This window comes from Streptomyces sp. R21 (genome assembly GCF_041051975.1).
Lineage (GTDB): Bacteria > Actinomycetota > Actinomycetes > Streptomycetales > Streptomycetaceae > Streptomyces.
The window spans coordinates 5,558,753-5,582,328 of the sequence record NZ_CP163435.1 but is presented as its reverse complement, the minus strand read 5'-3'; the positions used below and the strand labels follow the sequence as shown (position 1 = coordinate 5,582,328).

Below are 23,576 nucleotides of genomic sequence, written 5' to 3'. Positions count from 1 at the left end.
AGAGGTGACCCCAGACGTGAAGGAAATTTTCGCAGGCGAGGCGCCGCCCGCCCCCGCCGCGCTCGCGGCGAAGGTACGGACGCTGGCCCCCTCGATGACCCGCTCCATGCAGCGCGTCGCGGAGGCCGTGGCGGCCGACCCGGCCGGCTGCGCGGCCCTGACGGTCACCGGCCTCGCCGAGCTCACCGGCACCAGCGAGGCGACCGTGGTCCGCACCGCCCGCCTCCTCGGCTACCCGGGGTACCGGGATCTGCGCCTCGCCCTCGCCGGGCTCGCCGCCCAGCAGCAGTCGGGCCGCGCGCCCGCCGTCACCGCGGACATCGCGGTCGACGACCCCATCGCCGACGTGGTCGCCAAGCTCGCCTACGACGAGCAGCAGACCCTCGCCGACACGGCCGCCGGGCTCGACACGGTGCAGCTCGGCGCCGCCGTCACCGCCCTCGCGGCCGCCCGCCGCATCGATGTGTACGGGGTGGGCGCGTCCGGCCTGGTCGCCCAGGACCTCACCCAGAAGCTGCTGCGCATAGGCCTCATAGCCCACGCGCACAACGACCCGCACCTCGCCGTCACCAACGCCGTGCAGCTGCGCGCCAAGGACGTGGCGATCGCCATCACGCACTCGGGCTCGACCGGAGACGTCATCGAACCCCTCCGCGTCGCCTTCGAACACGGTGCCACGACGGTGGCGATCACCGGACGCCCCGACGGCCCGGTCACGCAGTACGCGGACCACATCCTCACCACCTCCACGGCCCGCGAGAGCGAGCTGCGCCCGGCCGCGATGTCCTCGCGCACGAGCCAACTGCTGGTCGTGGACTGCCTGTTCGTGGGCGTGGCCCAGCGGACGTACGAGACGGCGGCGCCCGCGCTGTCCGCCTCCTACGAGGCGCTGGCGCACCGCCACAGCCCGCGCGCCGGCGGACACCGATAGCCCCGCCGCGCCCTCCACCCTCTTTTCTCCCGCACACCGGAAAGAGCCGCCGTACATGACCTCCCCCCTCGACGCCTCCTCCCCCTACCGCGATCTGCGGGCCGAGCTGGAGACGCTGACCACCGAGGCGTTCCGCCCCGAACTGTCCGAGATCGACCAGCTGCCGACGCTGGAGATCACCCGGCTGATGAACGCGGAGGACGCGACCGTGCCGACGGCGGTCGCCGAGCAGCTCCCGCGCATCGCCGCCGCGATCGACGGTGTGGCGGAGCGGATGGCGAAGGGCGGCCGTCTTCTCTACGCCGGTGCCGGTACCGCGGGCCGCCTGGGCGTGCTGGACGCCTCCGAGTGCCCGCCCACCTTCAACACCGACCCGTCGCAGGTGGTGGGCTTGATCGCGGGCGGCCCCGAGGCCATGGTCACCTCCATCGAGGGCGCCGAGGACTCCAGGGAGCTGGCGGCGGCGGACCTGGCGCGGCTGGCGCTGACCGCCGACGACACGGTGGTCGGCGTGTCCGCCTCGGGCCGTACGCCGTACGCGATCGGCGCGGTCGAACACGCCCGCGCGCAGGGGGCGTTGACGATCGGCCTGTCCTGCAACGCGGGCAGCGCGCTGGCCGCCGCCGCGCACCACGGCATCGAGGTCGTCGTCGGCCCGGAGCTGCTCACCGGCTCCACCCGGCTGAAGGCGGGCACCGCGCAGAAGCTCGTCCTGAACATGCTCTCGACGATCACGATGATCCGACTCGGCAAGACGTACGGGAACCTGATGGTCGACGTACGCGCCTCGAACGAGAAGCTGCGTGCCCGCTCCCGCCGTATCGTCGCGCTGGCCACGGGCGCCCCCGACGAGGAGATCGAGAAGGCCCTCGCGGCGACGGACGACGAGGTGAAGAACGCGATCCTGGTCATCCTGGGAGGCGTGGACGGCTCCACCGCGGCCCGCCTTCTGGAGGAGAGCGGCGGCCATCTGCGCGCGGCGCTCACGGCGGCGGCGCCCTGACGAGCACGCTCAAGGGGTGAGCACTCCTTCCCCCTCCGCCACGGCCGCCGCGATCCTTCCCCTGGTCGGCGGCGCCGCGAACGTCGTCTCCGTCGCCCACTGCATGACCCGCCTCCGGCTGGGCCTGCGGGACCGCTCCCTGGTCGACGAGGACGCGCTGAAGGCACTCCCCGCCGTGCTGGGCGTGGTGGATGACGACACGTACCAGATCGTGCTGGGCCCGGGAGCGGTGGCGCGCGTGACCCCGGAGTTCGAGGCGCTGCTGACCACATCGGCCGCCTCGACCGCCTCAACCGCATCGGCCACCTCGACCGCCGCGGAACTGGCGTCGAGGGGAGCCGATCTGAAGGCATCCCGGCGTCAGCGCAACGCGACCCCCCTCAAACTCGCCCTCCGCCGAATCGCCAACATCTTCGTCCCGCTGATCCCCGCCCTGATCGGCTGCGGGATCATCGCGGGGCTGGGCGGCCTGCTGGTCAACGCCGGCCTGCTGCCGTCGCTCACGCCCGCCCTGGCGGCCATCGCCTCCGGCTTCATGTCGCTGATCGCGGTGTTCGTCGGCTACAACACGGCGACGGAGTTCGGCGGGACGCCGATTCTGGGCGGGGCGGTGGCGGCGGTCATCGTGTACGCGGGGGTCGCCAAGGTGACGGCGTTCGGCATGACGCTCGCGCCGGGTCAGGGCGGGGTGCTGGGCGCACTGACGGCCGCGCTCCTCGCGACGTACGTCGAGAGATGGTGCCGCACCTGGGTGCCGGAAACCCTCGACGTCCTGGTGACCCCCACCCTCACCGTCCTCCTCTCCGGCCTGGTCACGCTCTACGGCCTCATGTACGCGGCCGGCGAGATCTCCTCCGCCATCGGCACGGCGGCGGACTGGCTGCTGTCCACCACCGGCGCCTTCGCGGGGCTCGTCCTCGGCGGCCTGTTCCTCCCCCTGGTGATGCTGGGCCTGCACCAGGCCCTGATCCCCATCCACACCACCCTCATCGAGCAGCAGGGCTACACGGTCCTGCTGCCCATCCTGGCGATGGCGGGCGCGGGCCAGGTCGGCGCGGCACTGGCGGTGTACGTCCGCCTGCGCCACGACCACTCCATCCGTACGACGATCAGGTCGGCGCTCCCCGCGGGCCTGCTGGGCGTCGGCGAACCCCTGATCTACGGCGTCTCGCTCCCCCTCGGCCGCCCGTTCCTCACCGCCTGCGCGGGCGGCGCGGCGGGCGGCGCCTTCATCGGCTTCTTCTCCACCCTCGGTGACCGGGTCGGCTCCACGGCGATCGGCCCCTCGGGCTGGGCGCTGTTCCCACTGCTGTCCGGGAACAGAGGGCTGGGGCCGACGGCGGCGATCTACGCGGGCGGACTGCTGACCGGCTATGTGGTGGGCTTCGCGGCGACGTACCTCTTCGGCCTCGGAGGGCGGCAGCCGGAGAGGACGCCGACGACACACGGGCAGCGCCCGGCGGCCTGACACCGCCGGGTGCCGATGCTCCCGGTGATCAGCCGCGCCGCTCGGCGTCAGCTCCGCATCCGCGACACGCTCTGCTCATTCAGCCGCACCGGAAGCGCGCCGCTGTTCAACTGGGCGGCCAGTTCCTCCGCCTCACGCTGGGTGAAGGAGCCGGAGATCTGGGCCTCGCCGCCGGTGAGTGCCTGATTGACGGACGGGGCGGACAGCACGGTGCCGTCGACCACGATCGCGAACTGGTTGGCGGGCGGCTGCTGTGGGGCCAGTTCTCCCGTGACCTGCGCGAACCGCTTGGATCCGGCCGCCGTGAACTTGATTTGCACCAGCCAGCCGGCGCCGCTCTGCTTGTCGTAGGTCGCCTCCGCGGCGGACACGTCCGTGCCGGGGACGGCGACCGGCTTCAGGGAGTACGAGACGTAGGTACCGCCGGTCTTCCCGCAGGCGGTGAGCGGCTCCGACGCCGATGCCGACGCGTCCGCCGCACGGCACTGCCCCTTGTCCACCGGCTGTGCGCTCAGGACGGGGCGGAAGCCCAGCTCGGCCGTCCAGCCGAGGGACCGCAGGGTCTCCTGGCTGCTCGCGGGCCCCGACACCGAGATCTCCCGGCCGCGGACCGTGATCTCGACCCCGCCGAGCCGCAGGGCCTTCGCCCGCTTCCGCATCAACGTGGCGGTGCGCTCCAGGTCGGCTCCGCTGCTGGAGGTTTCGGGCGCGAAGTCGATGTAGACCTGCCCGCCCTGCCCCGAGGCCGACGCCGTACCGCCGCCGCTGGGACTCGCGCTGGAACCGGCCCCGGACCCGTCCCCAGCCCCGCCCGCGCTCGCCGAGCCGCTCTTCCCGCCCCGCGTCAGCGGCTGCGAGGAACCTCCGCACGCCGCCAGCCCCAGACACGCCGCGACGACCACAGCGGCCACCGCTCCACGCCTCGGCCCGCGAAGGCCCCGTACTCGTCCACGCATGCGTTTCCCCGTTTCATGCCGCCCGCAATGACGCCCATGGTGGCATCCGGAGCCCCAGGCATACCGGTGAATCCACCCCAAAGTCACCCGCGGACCGGATCGGTCGAAAGGAGGCGACGCGTCACAAGCGGTCCCCTCCTACCCTGGGGGAGCGACCGTCGGCGTCACCCGGACACCGGAGAGCTCCCGTGTGAACACTGCTGTGCACACCGCAAGGAAGGTGCGAACCTCGTGAACCACGCCCAACTCACCGCCCTGGGCCGGGCTCTGCGGGTCCTCGGCGAGCACGGGGACGCCCTGAACGCCGACACCCCCGACGCCAAGCTGCACGAGGTGAAGGCCGATCTGAAGCGGGCGCTGGACCTGCTGGAGGAGACCGTGACCACGGCGGCGCCCACGACCCGCTGCGCCGAGCACCCGCAGGGCCCGGTCGACGAGGACGCCTCCGACCTGTGCCTGTTGTGCGAGACCCGCCGCCGCGCCGCCCGCCGCTCCCAGGTCAACGGCGCGTACGCGAGCGCCCGAGCCGCCCGGGACACCCACCCCGAGCAGGGCCACTCCCGCTATGGGGTCCGGGCCGACCGCCCGCAGCCCCAGCAGCGCTGGCTCCCGGAGATGTGGACCGGCCAGACCTGGCAGCTCTGCGGCACCCCCCGCCGCGACCGCAACGAGGCCGAGGCCTACCTCACCGCCCAGCGCAGAGTCCCCCAGCCCGCCATGGCCTACCGCCTGGTCCACGAGTTCACCGACTACGAGGTGCTGCGCATCTGGGGCGAGCCGAGGAAGACGGACATCGAGCCGATGGGCAATCTGTAGCCCCACCTCGCCTTTCCGGTTTCGGCCCAGTTTGCCCTCATGAATGCGGTAAAAGTGCATGAGGAACGAATCCCCTGCGTCTCGCGCGTGACGACGTACGACCCGCAGGGCGCTGAAGACCGAAGACCTGGGGGCGGCCGTGGACGGGACACGGATCGGGGACTACGTCGTCGAGCGCGAGCTGGGCAGCGGGGGGATGGGCTCGGTCTACTTGGGGCGCTCCCGCTCGGGGCGGGCTGTCGCCATCAAGGTGATCAGGGCCGAGTACGCGACCGACCCCCAGTTCAGGGACCGGTTCCGCAAGGAGGTCGAAGCCGCTCGCAGGGTCGGTGGGTTCCATACGGCCGCGGTCGTGGACGCCGATCCCGACGCCGCGCAGCCGTGGATGGCCAGCGCGTACATCAAGGGCCCGACCCTCGCCTCCCAGGTCGACCTGCACGGCCCGCTCGAGGAGGCCCGGCTCTGGGTCCTGGTCGCCGCGCTGGCCGAGGCCCTCCAGGCGATCCACTCCTGCGGACTGGTGCACCGCGATCTGAAGCCGGGCAACATCGTGCTGGCCGAGGACGGCCCGCGTGTACTGGACTTCGGCATCGCCCGGGCCGCGGAGGGGACGCGGCTGACCTACGACGGCGCGGCGATCGGCACCCCGGGATTCATCTCCCCCGAGCAGGCGCGGGGCCTCCCGGTCAGCGGCGCGTGCGACGTCTTCGCCCTCGGTGCCGTGCTGGTCGCCGCAGCGGGCGGCAGCGCGTTCGGGGGCGGGCAGCCGTACAGCCTGCTGTACCGCGCGGTCCACGAGGAGGCGGACGTCTCCGCGGTGCCCGACGCACTGCGCCCGATCACTCGGGCCTGCCTGCGCAAGGAGCCCGAACTCCGGCCCTCACCACGACAGTTGCTCGACCTGTGCGACACCCGCAACGGATCGGCACCGGCGCCGACGGCGGTCGACCACGCCGCCCCCACGGCCCGGGCGCCCCGGCGCCCGACCTCCGCGTCACCGTCGCCCGCAGCGCCACCGCCCGCGCTCTACCGGCACGACCCCCGGCTCCGGCGACGCCTGGTCCTGTGCAACGGGCTCCTCACGCTCGGGCTCCTCGCGGCGGTCGTCCTGTTCGGCCCCGTCCTCAAGCTGTCCGACCCGATCGCCGCGGTGTGCGGGTTCGCCGCGGCCCTCATGCTGATGCGGTTCATCGGCCTCCTCGGTACCGCCCGGGACGGCCTCATGGTCCACGACCTGGGCCTCGGGGTGGGCCGCCCGAAGGAGGTGGCCGTGCTGCGCTGGCCGGACATCGGTTCCCTGGAGCTGGACGTCCGCGCCCGAGAGACCCTGCTGATCGTGCGGCCCGGCAAAGGGCGCAGCCTTCCCCGGAGCTTCAACCACCCGATGTGGGTCCGCATCGACGGCAAGCGCGTCATCCGCATCCGTGCGAGCCTGCTGGCCCCGGTCGGCACGGCACCCGCACTGTCGGACATGGTCCGCGTCTGCGCCGCGCGCCACGGAATCCCGCTCGCGGAGGCCCGGCCTCGCTGAGCCCGCTGAGCGCGGCGTCTATAAGTGGGCCGCTACTGGGCGTAGTTGAGCGTATTTGCCGGTGGAACGTGCGCTACCTGATGACGGGCCACCGGCGCGCTGCGACGTTGGGCGTATCCGACCGAGGAGGCAGAATGCCCGGGTACGCGAAGAACGAGGCGGAGGCCAAGGAGAGGCTCCTCGCCTACTGCGACAAGATCGACTTGGACCCGGCGTGGATCAGCGACAGCAAGTGGGAGACCACCGTCAGGATCGCCTGCGACAAGAAGTACGGCTACGACGAGGCCGAGAAGGCGATCGACAGCGACAAGGTCGACATAGCCGGGGAGAAGGCGAAGTCGGCTCGCCAGGCGAAGCTCGACGCGGACGCGAGCGACCTGATGGACACCATCGAGGCCACCCCCGGCCTGGACGACTCACCCGCGCACAAGATGCTGGTCCACTGCGCCGCCGCCTACGTCGGGGGCATCAGGACCAACCTGGGGTACGGCTCGAAGATGTCCCGGACGGCGTACGCGGCCGTGCGGCGCCAGTGGACCCGGATATCCCAGGAAGCCACAGGGGGCGTGTTCACGGCGTTCGTGAGCCATGACCCGCAGGACAAGGCCGAGCTGGGCAAGATCTGGGTCGGGGACACCCTGGCCGTACGCGGTGTCCAGGGCAACCTCCTCGTGAGGATCGACGGCGTGCGCTTCAACATGCACGTCGACATCACGGACTGAAACCAGCGGTCGGCGGTCGGCGGTCGGCGCTTACGGTCACCGACTGCCGACTGCCGACTGCCAACCACCGACCGCCCCTGACGCGGCCCCCGGAGGCTCAGTCCGCCGGCAGCCGCGTCACACTCGACACCTTCAACCGCACCGGAAGCGCGCCCGTGTTCAGCTGGGCCGCCAGTTCCCGGGCCGAGCTCTGGGTGAAGGTGCCCGAGATCTGGGCCTCGCCGCCAGTGAGTTTCTGGGAGACGAACGGCGACGACAGCACGGTGTCGTCGAGCACGATCGCGAACTGGTTGGCCGGAGACTGCTGCTGGGCCAGGCGCCCGGTGACGTCCGCGAACCGCTTGGCCCCCACCGACGTGAACTGCAGCTCGACCATCCAGCCCGCGGCGCTGTTCTTGTCGAACGTCGCCTTCGCCGCGGACACGTCCGTCCCCGGAACGGCGACCGGATCGAGCACGTACTTGGTGAGGGCGTTGTCCCCCTTCCCGCACGCCGTGAAGGCATCCGGCGCTTCGGGTACCCGCGACCGGCACTCGACCTTCTTCTTCACGGGCAGCTCAGCCTTCACCGGCCGGAACGCCAACTCGGCCGTCTGCCCAAGGGACTTCAGTGCCTCCTCACTGTCCCCCGCCTGGGTGGCCACGATGTCTCCGCTGGTGACGGTGACCTCCACCCCCGTCATCCCCGTGTCCGCCGCCCGCTTCCGCATCAACTCGGCGGCTCGCGCCAACTCCTCGTCGCCCCGCGGCTCTTCGACGGAGAAGGTGACACTGGTCAGCTTCCGCCGACTCGCGGCCGAGGACGTGGACGTAGCCGATGCCGAGGGCGACTTCGTCTGCGCGGGCGCCTTCGAACCCGTACCGGCGCTGTGATCCTGAGCCGTGGATCTCCCGCCCCCGCCCGCTCCCACCGCACCCGGCGAGGAGCCCCCACAGCCCCCCAGCCCCGCACACGCCACCACCACGGCGCCGACCACGACCGCCACCCCGCGCATCCCTGCCATGTGTTCCCCCATGTTCCGTCCCCTGTCACGCTATCTGTCGCACTATGCCGGTGTGTCAGGTCGGCGCACGCGACCGGGGCCCGGAACCGCCCGCCGACGGCAAGGGCCCGCCGACCGTCGGATGACGGTCGGCGGGCCCTTGCACACCGCGTGTGTACTGCGGGGCGCGTTACGACTTCGCCCCGGAGACCTCCGCCGTCTCGGCCGGGCCGGGAGTGACCGGCTCCTCCGGTGCCGCGGCCGGCCGCTTGCCCGGCAGGAACGACGCCAGGACGAAGGCCAGGATCGCCGCTCCGGCGCCGATGGCCATGACGACCTTGAAGCCGTTCTCGGAAGGGAGGGCGTAGGAGCCGAAGTCGGTGGTCATCTGGGCGAGGACGACGCCGGCGATGGCACTGGCGAACGACGTGCCGATGGACCGCATCAGGGTGTTGAGGCTGTTCGCGGCGCCCGTCTCGGAGGCGGGCACGGCGCCCATGATGAGGGCGGGCATGGCGCCGTAGGCGAAGCCGACACCGGCGCCGATGATGCAGGACACCAGGACGAGGTGCCAGACCTCGGACATCAGCAGGATGTTGAGGCCGTAGCCCGCGGCGACGATGACCGCACCGCACATCAGCGTGATCTTGGGGCCCTTGGTCTTGGTGATGGCGGCGGAGACCGGCGCCATGGCCATCATCACCAGACCCTGCGGGGCCATCACGAGGCCGACGGTCATCATGGACCTGCCGAGGCCGTAGCCGGTCTGCTCGGGCAGCTGCAGCAGCTGCGGCAGGACCAGCGACATGGCGAACATCGAGAAGCCGAACGCGATGGACGCGAGGTTGGTGAACAGCACCTGGCGGCGGGCGGTGGTGCGCAGGTCGACCAGCGGCTGCGTGGTGCGCAGCTCGTAGAAGCCCCACGCCAGCAGTACGAGGACCGCCACCGCGAAGAGGCCGAGGATGCTCCCGCTGGTCCAGCCCCAGTCGCCGCCCTTGGAGACGGCCAGCAGCAGGGACACCAGGCCGATGGCCATACCGATGGAGCCGACCAGGTCGAAACGGCCGCCGGTGCGGACCTTGGACTCCGGTACGAACGTCAGGACGAGCGCGAAGGCGACGACACCGAGCGAGGCGGACGTCCAGAACAGGATGTGCCAGTCGAAGTTGTCGGCGATGAAAGCGGCGGCGGGCAGACCGAGGGCGCCGCCCACCCCGAGCGAGGCGCTCATCAGCGCGGTCGACCCGGCGAGGCGTTCGGCGGGCAGCACATCACGCATGACGCTGATGCCGAGCGGGACCACCGCGGCCGCAAGACCCTGGAGAGTGCGGCCGACGATCGCCGGAACCAGGGAGTCGGCCAGCGCGACGACGACCGAACCGGTCACCAGCACGACCAGGCTGACCAGGAGCATGCGGCGCTTGCCGTACATGTCGCCGAGGCGGCCGGCGACCGGGGTGGCGACGGCGGCGGCCAGCAGCGTGGCGGTGATGGCCCAGGCGGTGTTCGACGCCGAGGCGTCGAGGTACTTGGGCAGCTCCGGAACGATCGGGATGACGAGGGTCTGCATCAGCGAGACCACGATTCCGGCGAAGGCCAGGACCGCCACCACGGCGTTCGACCTCGGCGGGGCGGAGCCGCCCGCCGCGGCGGGTCGGGCAAGGGCGTCGGACATGGAAGGGCCTCCGTCGGATGAGCAGGTCTCTGCGCAACCCGCCAACTACTTGACTTACGCAAGCTTAAGTCACTTGATTGACTTAAGCAAGGCAGGCAGGTCAGCGCCGCACTCGCCCCCGTGAGCCCCTCCGGACACGCCGGAGGGCGGCACCCCGACCGGTCGTCGACCGGTGTTCGGGGGTGCCGCCCTCAAGAACACGCGGGGCGCGCCCTACGGCGCGCCCGGCTCAGCTCAGCGCTCTAGCTCAGCGTCGCCAGCGACCCCGCGTCGTACGCCGCCAGCTCGTCGAAGCGGCCCGCCAGGACCTTCGCCGCCCACTCCGGGTCCTGGAGCAGGGCGCGGCCGATGGCGACGAGGTCGAACTCGTCGCGCTCCAGGCGGTCCAGCAGGTCGTCGATGCCCTTGACGCCGGAGCCCTCGCCGACGAAGGCCTTGAGGAACTCGCCGTCCAGGCCGACCGAGCCCACGGTGATGGCGGGCTTGCCCGTCAGCTTCTTCGTCCAGCCGGCCAGGTTGAGGTCCGAGCCGTCGAACTCGGGCTGCCAGTAGCGGCGCGTGGAGGCGTGGAAGGCGTCCACTCCGGCCTCGGAGAGCGGCGCCAGGATCGCTTCCAGCTCCTCCGGGGACTCGGCGATCCGGGCCTCGTAGTTCTGCTGCTTCCACTGCGAGTAGCGGAAGACGACCGGGAAGGCCGGGGAGACGGCGGCGCGCACCGCGGCCACGATCTCGGCCGCGAACTTCGTACGGGCGACGGGGTCACCGCCGTAGGCGTCGGTACGGCGGTTGGTGCCGGACCACAGGAACTGGTCGATCAGATAGCCGTGGGCGCCGTGCAGCTCGACTCCGTCGAAGCCGATGCGCTCGGCGTCGGCGGCGGCCGCGGCGAAGGCGCCGATCACATCGTCCAGGTCGGTCTGCGTCATGGCCTTGCCGGTGACGTCACCGCCCTCCTTGTGCAGGCCGGACGGGCCGACGGCGGGGGCGTCCGCGAACGGCGGCTGACCCGCCCTGCGCACCATGCCGATGTGCCAGAGCTGCGGCATGATCGTCCCGCCCGCCGCGTGCACGGCGTCGGCGACCTTCGCCCAGCCCGCGAGCTGCTCCTCGCCGTGGAAGCGCGGAATGCTGTCACTCTGCCCGGCCGACCCGTGGCCGACGTACGTGCCCTCGGTGACGATCAGGCCGACGCCCGCAGCGGCACGGCGGGCGTAGTACCCGACCACGTCCTCGCCGGGAACGCCGCCCGGCGAGAACTCGCGGGTCATGGGCGCCATGGCGATGCGGTTCGGGACGGTCAGGCCGTTGAGGGTGACGGGCCGGGAGAGGATCTCGGCCGCGCGCGAGGCGGGGGCGGTGGCAGTCACGTACGGGACTCCTTGAGGGATAACAAGCGGTATGTGCGTGTGCATACTTCCATGACATCAACTTCTTCGGAAGCCATGGAATTCCGCTTCCCGCCACATCTCACTGTGATCCCGGATACGCCCGAGGGCGGCACCCCTTTGAAGAAGGGGTGCCGCCCTCGGAACGTGCAGGACGGTTGATCAACCAGAGGTCGATCAGAAGTCCATGTCACCGCCGGGCATACCGCCACCGGCAGGCGCGGCGGCCTTCTCCGGCTTGTCGGCGATGACGGCCTCGGTGGTGAGGAACAGCGCGGCGATGGAGGCGGCGTTCTGCAGGGCAGAGCGCGTGACCTTCGCCGGGTCGATGATGCCTTCGGCGATCATGTCGACATACTCACCGGTCGCGGCGTTCAGGCCGTGACCGACAGGCAGGTTGCGCACCTTCTCGACGATGACGCCACCCTCGAGACCACCGTTGACGGCGATCTGCTTGAGCGGGGCCTCCAGGGCGAGCTTCACGGCGTTGGCGCCGGTCGCCTCGTCACCCGTGAGCTCGAGCTTCTCGAAGACCGAGGAAGCCTGGAGCAGGGCCACGCCACCACCGGCGACGATGCCCTCCTCGACGGCCGCCTTCGCGTTGCGAACGGCGTCCTCGATGCGGTGCTTGCGCTCCTTGAGCTCGACCTCGGTGGCGGCACCGGCCTTGATGACGGCCACGCCGCCGGCCAGCTTCGCCAGGCGCTCCTGGAGCTTCTCGCGGTCGTAGTCCGAGTCGCTGTTCTCGATCTCGGCGCGGATCTGGTTGACGCGACCGGCAACCTGGTCCGCCGAGCCCGAGCCGTCGACGATCGTCGTCTCGTCCTTGGTGATGACCACCTTGCGGGCGCGGCCCAGCAGGTCGAGACCGGCGTTCTCCAGCTTGAGGCCGACCTCCTCGGAGATGACCTCGCCGCCCGTGAGGATGGCGATGTCGCCGAGCATGGCCTTGCGGCGGTCACCGAAGCCCGGGGCCTTGACGGCGACGGACTTGAAGGTGCCACGGATCTTGTTGACGACCAGGGTCGACAGGGCCTCGCCCTCGACGTCCTCGGCGATGATCAGCAGCGGCTTGCCGCCCTGCATGACCTTCTCGAGGAGCGGGAGCAGGTCCTTGACGTTCGCGATCTTGGAGTTCGCGATCAGGATGTACGGGTCGTCGAGGACGGCCTCCATACGCTCCATGTCGGTGGCGAAGTACGCCGAGATGTAGCCCTTGTCGAAGCGCATACCCTCGGTGAGCTCCAGCTCCAGACCGAAGGTCTGGGACTCCTCGACGGTGATGACGCCTTCCTTGCCGACCTTGTCCATCGCCTCGGCGATGAGCTCGCCGATCTGGGTGTCGGCGGCGGAGATGGAGGCCGTGGAAGCGATCTGCTCCTTGGTCTCGACATCCTTGGCCTGCTCGAGCAGGGCACCGGAGACGGCCTCGACGGCCTTCTCGATACCGCGCTTGAGGGCCATCGGGTTGGCGCCGGCGGCTACGTTGCGCAGGCCCTCGCGGACGAGCGCCTGGGCGAGCACGGTCGCCGTGGTCGTACCGTCGCCGGCGACGTCGTCCGTCTTCTTGGCGACTTCCTTGACCAGCTCTGCGCCGATCTTCTCGTACGGGTCCTCGAGCTCGATCTCCTTGGCGATGGAAACACCATCGTTGGTGATCGTGGGGGCGCCCCACTTCTTCTCGAGGACGACGTTGCGGCCCTTGGGGCCAAGGGTGACCTTGACGGCGTCGGCGAGCTGGTTCATCCCGCGCTCGAGACCGCGCCGTGCCTCCTCGTCGAACGCGATGATCTTGGCCATGTGAAGTGGTCCTCCCGGACTGGGGTGGAATCTCCAGGACCGCGCCCGCGCCCGCGACGGACGGCCTGCCGGCCTCGTGGTTCCTTGCCCCACTTGGCCTGCGGGCCTCACCGACCCGGTCCTCGTTATCACTCTCACCTTCAGAGTGCTAACGCCAATGATTAGCACTCGCCCCTGCCGAGTGCAAGCGGCTTGGGGTGATCCCCAGGTGGGACAGGGGGCGTGCGCGCAGCGCGCGGGGTCCGCGCACGCGGCGACTCGCCGTGCCAGGCACGCCGAAGGGCTCGTACCCCTGGAGGTACGAGCCCTTCGTCACGTCGCTGTTTGTGTTCAGTCGGCGCGTGCTTCAGCCGGCAGCCAGTCGGACCATGTCCGCCTGCGGCCCCTTCTGACCCTGCGAGATCTCGAACTCGACCCGCTGGCCCTCTTCAAGGGTGCGGTAGCCGTCCATCTGAATCGCGCTGTAGTGGACGAATACATCCGCACCACCGTCGACCGCGATGAAGCCGTACCCCTTCTCCGCGTTGAACCACTTGACGGTGCCCTGAGCCATGCCTAACTCCCCTATTACTGGCCCTTGCACAGATCCACACTTCGTGGATCCGGGTCAGACCTCACCCCCCAACGGTTGGGGGTGTGCGCCGGAACGCGTCGACCGCGGCTGAATGTATCTGTCCAACTGCCGTCTGCAACAGGTCAATCGGACGAGAATTCTGGGCATGGCCGATCGGCAATATGCGGAGGATTTGCGAAGATTCAGGGCAAGTCGGGCCCCATAAATGCCATAAACGGCTCAAAAAGATGGGGTACTTTGGCTGCTTCTCATCGGACGTCGGGCAAGGACTCATATGCGCCCGGCATGAAATCGACGGAGAAAGCGAAGCAGGTTCCCCAACTGTACCGCGCTCAACCATACAGAATTGCCCCCTCCGTTTCTCTTACGGAGAGGGCAATTCGATGAACAATGAGTAACCACCGTTACCGAAGGTAACGAAAGGGGCGGTCAGCCTCCGGCGACGGCCGGAATGATCGAGACGCCCGCGCCGTCCGGCGTCGCCGTCTCCAGACCCTGCTCGAAGCGGACGTCGTCGTCGTTGACGTACACGTTGACGAAGCGGCGCAGCTTTCCCTGGTCGTCGAGAACGCGGGCGGCGATGCCCGTGTGGTTCTTCTCCAGGTCGGCGATGACGTCGGCGAGGGTCGCGCCCTCGGCGCTCACCTCGGCCTGGCCGCCGGTGTAGGTGCGCAGGATGGTGGGGATGCGGACGTTGACGCTCATGATGCGAGGCCAGCCTCTCGGAAGGAGTCCAGGTTCGGGCGGATGGTCGCGGTCAGGCCGGTGCCGGCCACCGCGTCCAGGGTCTTGAGGCCGTCGCCGGTGTTCAGCACGACGGTGGTCAGGGTCGGATCGAGCAGACCGTTCTCGATCAGCTTCTTCGCGACACCCACCGTCACACCGCCCGCCGTCTCGGCGAAGATGCCCTCCGTCCGCGCGAGCAGCTTGATCGCGTCCACGACCTGCTCGTCGTTCACATCCTCCACCGCACCACCGGTACGGCGCGCGATGTCGAGCACGTACGGCCCGTCGGCCGGGTTGCCGATGGCGAGCGACTTGGCGATGGTGTTCGGCTTCTGCGGCCGTACGACGTCGTGGCCGGCCTTGTAGGCGACGGACACCGGCGAGCAGCCCTCGGCCTGGGCGCCGAAGATCTTGTACGGCTTGTCCTCGACGAGGCCGAGCTTGATCAGCTCCTGGAGACCCTTGTCGATCTTCGTGAGCTGGGAGCCGGAGGCGATCGGGACGACGAGCTGGTCCGGGAGCTGCCAGCCGAGCTGCTCGCAGATCTCGTACGCGAGGGTCTTCGAGCCCTCCGCGTAGTAGGGCCGCAGGTTGACGTTGACGAAGCCCCAGCCCTCGCCGGCCGGGTCGCCGATCAGCTCGGAGCAGAAGCGGTTCACGTCGTCGTAGTTGCCCTCGATGCCGACGAGCTCGCCGCCGTAGATCGCGGCCATGACGACCTTGCCCTGCTCCAGGTCGTGCGGGATGAACACGCAGGAGCGGAAGCCGGCCCGGGCGGCGGCGGCACCGACCGCGCCGGCCAGGTTGCCGGTGGAGGAGCAGGAGAGGGTGGTGAAGTCGAACGCCCGCGCGGCCTCGATGGCCTGGGCGACGACGCGGTCCTTGAAGGAGTGCGTCGGGTTGCCGGAGTCGTCCTTCACGAACAGCTTGCCGGGGGTGACGCCCAGCTCGCGGGCCAGGTTGTCGGCCTGCACGAGCTTGGTCCAGCCCGGGTTGATGTTCGGCTTGTCGGCGACGTCCGCGGGGACGGGCAGGAGCGGCGCGTAGCGCCAGATGTTCGCGGGTCCCGCCTCGATGCGCTTGCGGAGTTCCTCGGTGTCGTAGGCCGAGAAGTCGTACGCGATCTCGAGCGGGCCGAAACACTCCTCGCAGGCGAAGACCGGGCCGAGCGGCACGCGGTGTCCGCACTCGCGGCAGGAGAGCGCCGCGGCAGGGCCCAGATCGACGGAGTTCGTGGTGCTTGCAGTGGTGTCTACACCGGTATCAGTCTGCGCAGCCATGGAGGCGAGGCCCTTTCTCCTCATCTTCCTCACGACGCACTTCGCCGTGAGACGGATTTGGCACCTTCCCTAGTCGGGAGCCTCGCTGCGACGTGGACGTCGTACGAGAACCGACTGGAGGGTTGCCGGGGCTTCAACGGGCCGTATCCCTCTGCCCCTCTGGATGAGCGGTATTCGATTGTTGGTCTCTGCTACGCGGCGATGACCCCCGACATGCGATGGTCATCCGCGTTGTTCAAGACTGTAACCGAAGGCCAGGACAGTTGAGATAGTCGTCCGAACCGCGAGATGGATCACAGGGTCGAGAGACCATGTGATCAGACAGTGAGGAGCCGCAGACTGTGCTGGAAGAAGTCGAGCGCTGGCTGAGCACCCGCTCCTGGTCCGTTACCGATCGCCCGCTCCACAAGCTCATCGCCGCGAAGCGCGCCACGAACTCCTCGGTGAGCGTCGTGCTGCCCGCCCTGAACGAGGAGGAGACGGTCGGCGAGATCGTCGCCGTCATCCGCCACGACCTGATGCACCAGGTCCCGCTCGTCGACGAGATCGTCGTCATCGACTCGGGCTCGACGGACCGCACCTCCGAGGTCGCCGCCGCCGCGGGGGCCCGGGTCGTGCACCGGGACGAGATACTCCCGCGCATCCCGACCGTGCCCGGCAAGGGCGAGGTCCTGTGGCGGTCACTGCTGGTGACCAGCGGGGACATCGTCTGCTTCATCGACGCGGACCTGAAGGAGTTCTCGTCGGACTTCGTCTCGGGGATCGTGGGCCCGCTGCTCACCGAACCCGGTGTGGACCTCGTCAAGGCGATGTACGACCGCCCGCTCGGCGGTGCCGCGGGCCAGGGCGGCCGGGTCACCGAACTCATGGCCCGCCCACTGCTGAACATGCACTGGCCGCAGCTGGCGGGATTCGTGCAGCCGCTCGGTGGGGAGTACGCCGCCCGCCGGTCGCTGCTGGAACAGCTGCCCTTCCCTGTCGGGTACGGGGTCGAGCTGGGCATGCTGGTCGACGCGCTGCACCTGGTGGGCCTGGACGCGCTGGCCCAGGTGGACGTGGGCGTGCGCAAGCACCGCCACCAGGACGGGCAGGCGCTGGGCCGGATGGCCGCCGCGATCTACCGCACGGCGCAGCTGCGGCTGGCCCGCGGGCACCTGATCCGCCCCTCCCTCACCCAGTTCGAGCGGGGCAGGGACGGCTTCGAGCCGCGCACCCACTCCGTCGACACGGAGGAGCGTCCGCCGATGGTGGACATCGTGGAATATCAGTCACGGAGAGTAGCCTGAAAGGCGGCTTGTATACGGCTCGGGTCCGGCCGGGCCGTAGACCGTCCGTACGTTTGAGCGTTTCCGGGCCGGGCTAGGTTGAGGCTTATGGCTTCCACGGGTTCTGCTCCGGATTCCGCTTCTTCGGGTTCCGCTTCTCCGGGTTCCGCACACGGTGCGCATCGGATTCTTGTCGCGTCCAACCGCGGCCCCGTCTCGTACGCGCTCGATAAGGAGACCGGAGAGCTCACCGCCAGGCGCGGCGGGGGCGGGCTGGTCTCCGGGCTCTCGGCGATCGGGCCGGACGCGGGCGCGCTGTGGGTGTGCTCGGCGCTCGGTGACGGGGACCGCGAGGCGGTGCGGCGCGGGGTCGGCGAGGACGGCGTACGGATGCTGGACATCGACGCCGACGTGCACGCGGACGCGTACAACGGCATCGCGAACTCCGTGCTGTGGTTCGTCCATCACCTGCTGTACCAGACGCCTCTGGAGCCCGTCTTCGACGCGGAGTTCCGGCGCCAGTGGGTGTCGTACGAGGCGTACAACCGGGCGTTCGCCGAGGCGCTGGCCGACGAGGCGGCCGAGGGCGCGTCGGTGATCGTGCAGGACTACCACCTGACGCTGGTCCCCGGGATGCTGCGCGAGCTGCGCCCCGACCTCCGGATCGGCCACTTCTCCCACACGCCGTGGGCGCCCGTCGACTACTTCCGGATGCTCCCCGACGACATCGCCGAGCAGGTCCTGCGCGGCATGCTCGGCGCGGACCGGCTCGGCTTCCTGACCCGGCGCTGGGCGGACGCGTTCACCGCCTGCGCGGACGCCCTCGTGGGCGGCCTCGGCTCCACCCGGGTCGGGGTGCACGGTCTCGGCGCGGACGCCGACTTCCTGCGCGCCCGCTCGCATCAGGCGGACGTCGGCGAGCGGATGGCCGCGCTGCGCGGGCAGATCGGCGAGGGCCGCAAGGCCATCGTCCGGGTCGACCGGACCGAGCTGTCCAAGAACATCGTGCGCGGGATGCTCGCCTACCGGCAGCTCCTGGAGGACCGGCCCTCCTGGCGCGAGCGGGTCGTACACGTCGCGTTCGCCTATCCCTCCCGGCAGGACCTCGCCGTGTACCGGGACTACACCGCCGAGGTGCAGCGCCTGGCGGACGAGATCAACTCCCAGTACGGGACGCCCGGTTGGACGCCGGTGGTGCTGCACGTCAAGGACGACTTCGCCCGCTCGCTGGCCGCGTACCGGCTCGCCGACGTGGCGCTGGTCAACCCCATCCGCGACGGCATGAACCTCGTCGCCAAGGAGGTCCCGGTGGTCTCCGACGAGGGATGCGTGCTGGTGCTGTCCCGGGAGGCGGGGGCCCACGAGGAGCTCGGCGAGGATGCGATCACGGTGAACCCGTACGACGTGATCGCTACGGCGCGGGCGCTGCACGAGGCGTTGACCATGCCGGTGGACGAGCGCGCCGAACACACGAAACGGCTCGCCGCCGCGGCCACCGCGCTGCCGCCGGCCCAGTGGTTCCTGGACCAGCTGCACGCGCTGGAGGAAACCCCTACGACGGGCCCATAGCAGCCGCCAGTCCCGCCAGGAGCCGTACAACCCCCGCCGGGCCCTCCACCACCACATCCGCCCGCTCCGAAAGTTCCGTCACCTCCGAGCTGCCGCTGCAGACGAGCAGGCCCGGTACGCCGTCGGAGCGGAGTTTGTCGACGGTGGCGAAGGCGGGGAGGTCGCCGAGGTCGTCGCCGGCGTAGAGGACGGCTTCGGCGCCGGTTTCGCGGACGTACTCCAGGAGGGCGACGCCCTTGTCCATGCCGGGCGGGCGCAGCTCCAGGACCATGCGGCCCGGTTCGACGATGAGGCCGTGCCGGGAGGCGAGGTCGGTGAGCGGCTCGCGGAGTGCTTCGAAGGCGGCCTGCGGATCCTGGGCGCGGCGGGTGTGGACCGCCACCGCGCGGCCCTTCTCCTCGATCCAGGTGCCCTGCCAGGCGCCGATCCCGTCCAGGAAGCCGGGCAGCTCGGCGCGTACGGCGGCGACGCCGGGGTGCGGGGCGGGGGCGCTGACGGTGCCGCTGACGGCGTCCCAGCGCTCGGCGCCGTAGTGGCCGAGGACGACCAGGTGCTCCAGGCCGGATACGCCCGCGAAGCCGCCGTAGCGGACGGCGACGCCTGCCGGGCGGCCGGTGACCACCGCGATGGACGCGACCTTCGGGGCGAGGGCCGCGAGGGCGTGCACCGCGTCCGGGTGGGCGCGGGCCTGTTCCGGGTCGGGGACGATGGGGGCGAGCGTGCCGTCGAAGTCGAGGGCGATCACGACGCGGTCGGGGGCCGCGAGGATGGCGTCCAGGCCGTCACGGCCGGCCGCGGTCGCGGGGGTCGGCAGGGGGTCGGTGTTTCCCGTCGGTTCCGTGGATTCCGTATGGCTGCCCATACCGCCGACCCTATCCGCGCGGTGCGCCCACCGGACCGGTGCCGGGGCAAGAGGCTGTGTCTCGTCCCCGGCCGGGCGGGGATATGACGCAGGCTCTAGCGTTCCGCCCTGCGGGCGTCGCGTATCCGGCGGAGGCGGTTGACCGTCACCGGGTCGTGGGCCAGGGCCCTGGGGTCGTCCAGGAGGGCGTTGAGCAGCTGGTAGTACCTCACCGGCACCAGTCCCAGCCGCTCGCGTATCGCCCGCTCCTTCGCCCCCGGGCCGGGCCAGCCCTGCCGTTCCATCGCGAGGATCCCCCGTTCCCGGGCCGTGAGCTCTTCCATCCCCGCACGGTATCCGCCGCCACTGACAGCCGGCCGTCCGGCGGCGGGAGACCTACTCCGCGCTCTCCGCCGCCGACGCCGCGTTCTGCAGCTCGGTGAGGACCGCGGACGGGTTGCCGCCCGGGGCCACGGCCTTGCCGATGCCCGCCTTGATCTCGGCGCTGACGGTGGCCCAGGAGGTCTTGTCGACGGGGTACAGCTCGGAGGCGGGGAGTTCGTCGAGGAAGGGGGCGAGGTCCTTGTCGTCGGGGTCGCCGGCCATGGCCTGGGACGCGGACGTGGTCACCGGCAGCAGGTCGTACTCGCGGGAGAACGCGAGCACGTTCTTCTCGCTGTAGACGTAGTCGAGGAAGTCGCCCACCTGTTCGCGGTGGCCGTTCTGCTTGAAGGCCATCATCCAGTCGGCGACGCCCATCGTGGACCTGGCCCGGCCGTCGAGCCCGGGCATCGGCACCATGCCGAACTTCACGCCCTTCTTCGCGGCCATCTTCATCAGCGTGGGATGCCCGTTGAGCATCCCCACGTCGCCCCGCGCGAACCCGGCGAACGCGGCCGCCCGGTCGAGCTTCGCCGGTGCGACGGGCCCGGTGAGCCCCTTGTCGACGAGTTCGTCCTTGAGCCAGCTGAAGGTGGCGACGTTCTGCGTGGAGTCGAGGTGGTAGGTGCCGACGTCGTCGGTGTAGCCGTCGCCGCCGCTCAGCAGCCACTGCATGGTCTCGGCCTGCGCCTCCTCGGGCCCGAGGGGCAGCGCGTAGGGGGTCTTGACGCCCTTGGACTTGAGCGCCTTCGCGTCGGCGGCGAGCTCGCTCCAGGTCTCCGGCGGGGTCAGGCCCGCGTCGGAGAACAGCTTCTTGTTGTAGAAGAGCAGCCGCGTCGACGCCGCGAACGGCATCCCGTACTGCACCCGGTCCATCTTCCCTGCCTCGCCGAGCTGCGAGACGAAGTCGGCCTGGACGGGGATGGAGAGCAGCTCGTCGACGGAGTACAGCTGGTCCTTGGCTGCGTAGTCGGAGTACGCGCCGATCTGCGCCAGGTCGGGCGCGTGGCCCGCCGCGACCATCTCCTTGACCTTGCGGTCGACGTCGGTCCAGGAGTAGACGCTGACCTCGACCTTGGTCCCGGGGTGATCCTTCTCGTAGGCGCCTGCGAGCTTGTCCCAGTACTTCTGGGAGCTGTTGGCCGCGGAGTCCCCGTAGTCGGCGGCGACCAGCTTCAGGGTCACGTCCCCGGAGCCGCCCGAGCTGCCGCAGCCCGCCAGCGTCGCCGCCGTGCTCATGGCGGCGACCACCGCGATCAGTCCTGTCCTACGCGTCCTGCGCCGCTGCACTGCTCGTTCCCCAAACACTGTTTCGCTGTCACTGATCGCCCCTGCCGTCACTTGGCGGCACCGGCTGTTCGAACTGTTGAATTCTTGAACTGTTGCCCAGACCTGTTGTCCAGACCAGTCGTCTCGCAGTTCGGACACAAGGTCTACACCACGTGAATGGACTAGACCTCTCCTGGGGTAAGGGGCGACACTGTCCCCCGTGAGACATGTCATCGCCCTCGATGTGGGCGGCACCGGGATGAAGGCCGCCCTGGTCGGGGCCGACGGCGAGCTGCTGCACCAGGCCCGCCGCGCCACCGGCCGCGAACGCGGCCCCGACGCCGTCGTGGCGACGATCCTCGGCTTCGCGGCCGAGCTGCGCGCGTACGGCAAGGAGCACCTCGGCGAGAGCGCCGCGGCCGCCGGCGTCGCCGTCCCCGGCATAGTGGACGCCGCCGACGGCATCGCCGTGTACGCGGCCAACCTCGGCTGGCGCGACGTACCCCTGCGCGCCCTGCTCAGCGAACGGCTGGACGGCGTCCCGGTCGCGCTCGGGCACGACGTACGGGCCGGCGGCCTCGCGGAGGGCCGGATCGGCGCGGGCCGGGGCGCCGACCGCTTCCTGTTCGTGCCGCTCGGCACCGGCATCGCGGGCGCGATCGGCATCGACGGCACCGTCGAGGCGGGCGCGCACGGCTTCGCGGGCGAGATCGGCCACATCGTCGTACGTCCCGGGGGAACCCCGTGTCCGTGCGGCCAGCGCGGCTGTCTGGAGCGGTTCGCGTCGGCGGCGGCGGTCAGCCAGGCGTGGGCACAGGCGTCCGGGGACCCGGAGGCGGACGCGGCGGACTGTGCGAAGGCCGTGGCGAGCGGGGACCCACGTGCGCAGCGGGTGTGGCAGGACGCGGTCGACGCGCTCGCCGACGGGCTGGTCACCGCGCTCACCCTGCTGGACCCACGCACCCTGATCATCGGTGGCGGTCTCGCCGAGGCGGGGGAAACCTTGTTCACACCGCTGCGCGCCGCCGTCCAGCGGCGCGTGACCTTCCAGAAGCTGCCGTCCATCGTCCCCGCGGCCCTCGGGGACACGGCCGGCTGCCTGGGTGCCGGACTGCTGGCCTGGGACCTGCTCGCCACCGCTTCCCATCCGACTTCGGAGGTAACCACCTGATGGCCCCTAGCAAGGTTCTCGCCGGTGCACGGGTGGTCCTGCCCACCGGGATCGTGGACGGCGGCCGCGTGATCGTCGACGGCACGCGGATCACCGGCAGCGCACCCGAGAACACTCCGTCGGTGGACCTCTCCGGCCACTGGCTGGTCCCCGGATTCGTCGACATCCACAACCACGGGGGCGGCGGCGCGTCCTTCACGGGCGGCACGGTCGAGGACATCCTGCGGGGCGTGCACACCCACCGCCTGCACGGCACGACCACGCTCGTCGCGTCCACCGTCACCGGCGAGATGGACGCGCTCGCCCAGCGCGCCGGGCTCTTGTCGGAGCTGGCCGAGCAGGGCGACATCGCGGGCATCCACTTCGAGGGCCCGTTCATCTCGCCGTGCCGCAAGGGCGCCCACTCCGAGGGGCTGCTGCGCCACCCGGACCCGGCGGAGGTTCGCAAGCTGATCGACGCGGCCCACGGGCAGGCCCGCATGGTCACGCTCGCCACCGAGCTGCCGGGCGGCATCGACTCCGTACGGCTGCTGGCCGAGCACGGGGTGATCGCGGCGATCGGGCACACGGACGCGACGTACGAGCAGACGGTGGAGGCCATCGACGCGGGCGCCACGGTCGCCACCCACCTCTTCAACGCGATGCCGGTGCTCGGCCACCGGGCGCCGGGCCCGATCGCGGCGCTGCTCGAGGACGAGCGCGTCACGGTCGAGTTGATCAACGACGGTACGCATCTGCACCCGGCCGCGCTCCAGTTGGCGTTCCACCACGCGGGCGCCGACCGGGTCGCCTTCATCACCGACGCGATGGACGCGGCGGGCTTCGGCGACGGCCGGTACATGCTCGGCCCGCTGGAGGTCGAGGTCAGCGAGGGCGTGGCGCGGCTGGTGGAGGGCGGCTCCATCGCGGGCTCCACGCTCACCCTGGACCGCGCGTTCAAGCGGGCGGTCACGATCGACCGGCTGCCCGTCGAGGACGCCGTCGCCGCACTGTCCGCCAACCCGGCCCGCCTCCTCGGCGCCTACGACCGGGTGGGCTCCCTGGAGCCGGGGAAGGACGCCGACCTGGTGGTTCTCGACTCCGCGTTCGAACTCAAGGGTGTCATGCGCAGGGGCGAGTGGGTGGTCGATCCGCAACTGGGCTGATTCGCCCCGTTGTTGCCGTACGGCGGTCGGTCCGGAGCACTGGGCCGACCGCCGCCTCTTTGGCATGATCGGGGCGGTCTCTG

At 70.6% G+C, this 23,576-nt stretch carries 22 protein-coding genes and 1 riboswitch; of the genes, 11 read left to right on the top strand and 11 right to left on the bottom strand.

The genetic code is table 11. The features are described 5' to 3' along the window. The first annotated feature begins 4 nt into the window (after positions 1 to 4). From AB5J56_RS25020 to AB5J56_RS25010, 3 genes are read left to right on the top strand one after another with little or no spacing between them, the layout of a single operon-like run. Positions 5 to 931: a MurR/RpiR family transcriptional regulator gene (locus AB5J56_RS25020; protein WP_369235150.1), complete on the top strand. Its 927-nt coding sequence runs from the start codon at positions 5 to 7 to the stop codon at positions 929 to 931. A gap of 55 nt (positions 932 to 986) precedes the next feature. Further along, a complete protein-coding gene (gene murQ / locus AB5J56_RS25015; RefSeq protein WP_369235148.1) occupies positions 987 to 1,934 on the top strand; it encodes an N-acetylmuramic acid 6-phosphate etherase in 948 nt (315 codons plus the stop codon). Between the two features lie 16 nt (positions 1,935 to 1,950). Next, positions 1,951 to 3,402, top strand: a complete 1,452-nt coding sequence (locus AB5J56_RS25010) for a PTS transporter subunit EIIC (protein WP_369235146.1) — start codon at positions 1,951 to 1,953, stop codon at positions 3,400 to 3,402. A 47-nt stretch (positions 3,403 to 3,449) separates the two neighbouring features. Here AB5J56_RS25010 and AB5J56_RS25005 read toward each other — a convergent pair whose 3' ends face one another. Next, positions 3,450 to 4,313 (bottom strand): hypothetical protein, encoded by an 864-nt coding sequence (locus AB5J56_RS25005; protein WP_369235145.1) that lies wholly within the window; start codon positions 4,311 to 4,313, stop codon positions 3,450 to 3,452. 276 nt (positions 4,314 to 4,589) lie between these two features. Between AB5J56_RS25005 and AB5J56_RS25000 the strand changes: the two genes are divergently transcribed. The 3 genes from AB5J56_RS25000 (at position 4,590) to AB5J56_RS24990 (ending at position 7,427) form a co-directional block, all read left to right on the top strand. Then, a complete protein-coding gene (locus AB5J56_RS25000) occupies positions 4,590 to 5,174 on the top strand; it encodes a hypothetical protein (protein ID WP_369235143.1) in 585 nt (194 codons plus the stop codon). 139 nt (positions 5,175 to 5,313) lie between these two features. Further along, positions 5,314 to 6,705: a serine/threonine-protein kinase gene (locus tag AB5J56_RS24995; RefSeq protein WP_369235141.1), complete on the top strand. Its 1,392-nt coding sequence runs from the start codon at positions 5,314 to 5,316 to the stop codon at positions 6,703 to 6,705. A gap of 134 nt (positions 6,706 to 6,839) precedes the next feature. Continuing rightward, entirely contained in the window at positions 6,840 to 7,427 is a 588-nt protein-coding gene (locus tag AB5J56_RS24990) for a hypothetical protein (protein WP_369235139.1), read from the top strand. Positions 7,428 to 7,524: 97 nt separating this feature from the next. Here the strand turns inward: AB5J56_RS24990 and secD are convergent, their stop codons facing one another. Beyond that, positions 7,525 to 8,109: a preprotein translocase subunit SecD gene (secD, locus tag AB5J56_RS24985; RefSeq protein ID WP_369235137.1), complete on the bottom strand. Its 585-nt coding sequence runs from the start codon at positions 8,107 to 8,109 to the stop codon at positions 7,525 to 7,527. Between secD and AB5J56_RS24980 the strand changes: the two genes are divergently transcribed. Further along, positions 8,090 to 8,299, top strand: a complete 210-nt coding sequence (locus AB5J56_RS24980; protein WP_369235135.1) for a hypothetical protein — start codon at positions 8,090 to 8,092, stop codon at positions 8,297 to 8,299. The genes secD and AB5J56_RS24980 overlap by 20 nt on opposite strands. A gap of 300 nt (positions 8,300 to 8,599) precedes the next feature. Here AB5J56_RS24980 and AB5J56_RS24975 read toward each other — a convergent pair whose 3' ends face one another. The 6 genes from AB5J56_RS24975 to thrC all read right to left on the bottom strand — a co-directional run bounded on the left by AB5J56_RS24975 (position 8,600) and on the right by thrC (position 15,852). Beyond that, positions 8,600 to 10,087, bottom strand: coding sequence for an MFS transporter (locus tag AB5J56_RS24975; protein ID WP_369235133.1), 1,488 nt, complete (start codon positions 10,085 to 10,087; stop codon positions 8,600 to 8,602). 242 nt (positions 10,088 to 10,329) lie between these two features. Continuing rightward, the gene (locus tag AB5J56_RS24970; protein ID WP_369235131.1) at positions 10,330 to 11,454 is read right to left on the bottom strand and encodes an NADH:flavin oxidoreductase; all 1,125 of its coding nucleotides are present in this window, start codon (positions 11,452 to 11,454) and stop codon (positions 10,330 to 10,332) included. A gap of 195 nt (positions 11,455 to 11,649) precedes the next feature. Continuing rightward, the gene (gene groL / locus AB5J56_RS24965) at positions 11,650 to 13,272 is read right to left on the bottom strand and encodes a chaperonin GroEL (RefSeq protein ID WP_369235129.1); all 1,623 of its coding nucleotides are present in this window, start codon (positions 13,270 to 13,272) and stop codon (positions 11,650 to 11,652) included. A gap of 346 nt (positions 13,273 to 13,618) precedes the next feature. Then, the gene (locus AB5J56_RS24960; protein WP_005486335.1) at positions 13,619 to 13,825 is read right to left on the bottom strand and encodes a cold-shock protein; all 207 of its coding nucleotides are present in this window, start codon (positions 13,823 to 13,825) and stop codon (positions 13,619 to 13,621) included. A 450-nt stretch (positions 13,826 to 14,275) separates the two neighbouring features. Beyond that, positions 14,276 to 14,551, bottom strand: a complete 276-nt coding sequence (locus AB5J56_RS24955) for a ubiquitin-like small modifier protein 1 (protein ID WP_369235126.1) — start codon at positions 14,549 to 14,551, stop codon at positions 14,276 to 14,278. After that, positions 14,548 to 15,852 (bottom strand): threonine synthase, encoded by a 1,305-nt coding sequence (gene thrC, locus AB5J56_RS24950; protein ID WP_369235124.1) that lies wholly within the window; start codon positions 15,850 to 15,852, stop codon positions 14,548 to 14,550. Before thrC ends, AB5J56_RS24955 begins: the two co-directional genes overlap by 4 nt. A gap of 17 nt (positions 15,853 to 15,869) precedes the next feature. Further along, a riboswitch (SAM riboswitch) is annotated at positions 15,870 to 16,022 on the bottom strand. Between the two features lie 171 nt (positions 16,023 to 16,193). Between thrC and AB5J56_RS24945 the strand changes: the two genes are divergently transcribed. Together AB5J56_RS24945 and AB5J56_RS24940 are read left to right on the top strand one after the other, a co-directional pair. Beyond that, positions 16,194 to 17,138, top strand: coding sequence for a glucosyl-3-phosphoglycerate synthase (locus tag AB5J56_RS24945; protein WP_369235122.1), 945 nt, complete (start codon positions 16,194 to 16,196; stop codon positions 17,136 to 17,138). A gap of 165 nt (positions 17,139 to 17,303) precedes the next feature. After that, positions 17,304 to 18,686: a trehalose-6-phosphate synthase gene (locus tag AB5J56_RS24940; RefSeq protein WP_369242753.1), complete on the top strand. Its 1,383-nt coding sequence runs from the start codon at positions 17,304 to 17,306 to the stop codon at positions 18,684 to 18,686. Here AB5J56_RS24940 and otsB read toward each other — a convergent pair. From otsB to AB5J56_RS24925, 3 genes are all read right to left on the bottom strand, one after another. Beyond that, positions 18,670 to 19,548, bottom strand: coding sequence for a trehalose-phosphatase (gene otsB / locus AB5J56_RS24935; RefSeq protein WP_369235120.1), 879 nt, complete (start codon positions 19,546 to 19,548; stop codon positions 18,670 to 18,672). The genes AB5J56_RS24940 and otsB overlap by 17 nt on opposite strands. A gap of 95 nt (positions 19,549 to 19,643) precedes the next feature. Beyond that, positions 19,644 to 19,871, bottom strand: a complete 228-nt coding sequence (locus tag AB5J56_RS24930; protein WP_369235118.1) for a DUF3263 domain-containing protein — start codon at positions 19,869 to 19,871, stop codon at positions 19,644 to 19,646. A 52-nt stretch (positions 19,872 to 19,923) separates the two neighbouring features. Next, positions 19,924 to 21,147, bottom strand: a complete 1,224-nt coding sequence (locus tag AB5J56_RS24925; RefSeq protein ID WP_369235116.1) for an extracellular solute-binding protein — start codon at positions 21,145 to 21,147, stop codon at positions 19,924 to 19,926. 250 nt (positions 21,148 to 21,397) lie between these two features. On the opposite strand from AB5J56_RS24925, the gene AB5J56_RS24920 reads away from it, so the two are divergent. After that, positions 21,398 to 22,348 carry an ROK family protein gene (locus tag AB5J56_RS24920; protein ID WP_369235114.1) on the top strand — a complete coding sequence of 317 codons (951 nt, stop codon included), beginning with the start codon at positions 21,398 to 21,400 and terminating at the stop codon, positions 22,346 to 22,348. Continuing rightward, positions 22,348 to 23,493, top strand: coding sequence for an N-acetylglucosamine-6-phosphate deacetylase (gene nagA / locus AB5J56_RS24915; RefSeq protein ID WP_369235112.1), 1,146 nt, complete (start codon positions 22,348 to 22,350; stop codon positions 23,491 to 23,493). Before AB5J56_RS24920 ends, nagA begins: the two co-directional genes overlap by 1 nt. Positions 23,494 to 23,576 lie beyond the last annotated feature (83 nt).

Excerpts from the sequence above, each read along its gene's own strand:
- murQ (WP_369235148.1), top strand. The coding sequence starts at position 987 with ATGACCTCCCCCCTCGACGCCTCCTCCCCCTACCGCGATCTGCGGGCC.
- AB5J56_RS24990 (WP_369235139.1), top strand. The coding sequence starts at position 6,840 with ATGCCCGGGTACGCGAAGAACGAGGCGGAGGCCAAGGAGAGGCTCCTC.
- secD (WP_369235137.1), bottom strand. The coding sequence starts at position 8,109 with ATGACGGGGGTGGAGGTCACCGTCACCAGCGGAGACATCGTGGCCACC.
- AB5J56_RS24975 (WP_369235133.1), bottom strand. The coding sequence starts at position 10,087 with ATGTCCGACGCCCTTGCCCGACCCGCCGCGGCGGGCGGCTCCGCCCCG.
- groL (WP_369235129.1), bottom strand. The coding sequence starts at position 13,272 with ATGGCCAAGATCATCGCGTTCGACGAGGAGGCACGGCGCGGTCTCGAG.
- AB5J56_RS24960 (WP_005486335.1), bottom strand. The coding sequence starts at position 13,825 with ATGGCTCAGGGCACCGTCAAGTGGTTCAACGCGGAGAAGGGGTACGGC.
- AB5J56_RS24955 (WP_369235126.1), bottom strand. The coding sequence starts at position 14,551 with ATGAGCGTCAACGTCCGCATCCCCACCATCCTGCGCACCTACACCGGC.
- thrC (WP_369235124.1), bottom strand. The coding sequence starts at position 15,852 with ATGGCTGCGCAGACTGATACCGGTGTAGACACCACTGCAAGCACCACG.
- otsB (WP_369235120.1), bottom strand. The coding sequence starts at position 19,548 with ATGGGCAGCCATACGGAATCCACGGAACCGACGGGAAACACCGACCCC.
- AB5J56_RS24930 (WP_369235118.1), bottom strand. The coding sequence starts at position 19,871 with ATGGAAGAGCTCACGGCCCGGGAACGGGGGATCCTCGCGATGGAACGG.
- AB5J56_RS24925 (WP_369235116.1), bottom strand. The coding sequence starts at position 21,147 with ATGAGCACGGCGGCGACGCTGGCGGGCTGCGGCAGCTCGGGCGGCTCC.
- nagA (WP_369235112.1), top strand. The coding sequence starts at position 22,348 with ATGGCCCCTAGCAAGGTTCTCGCCGGTGCACGGGTGGTCCTGCCCACC.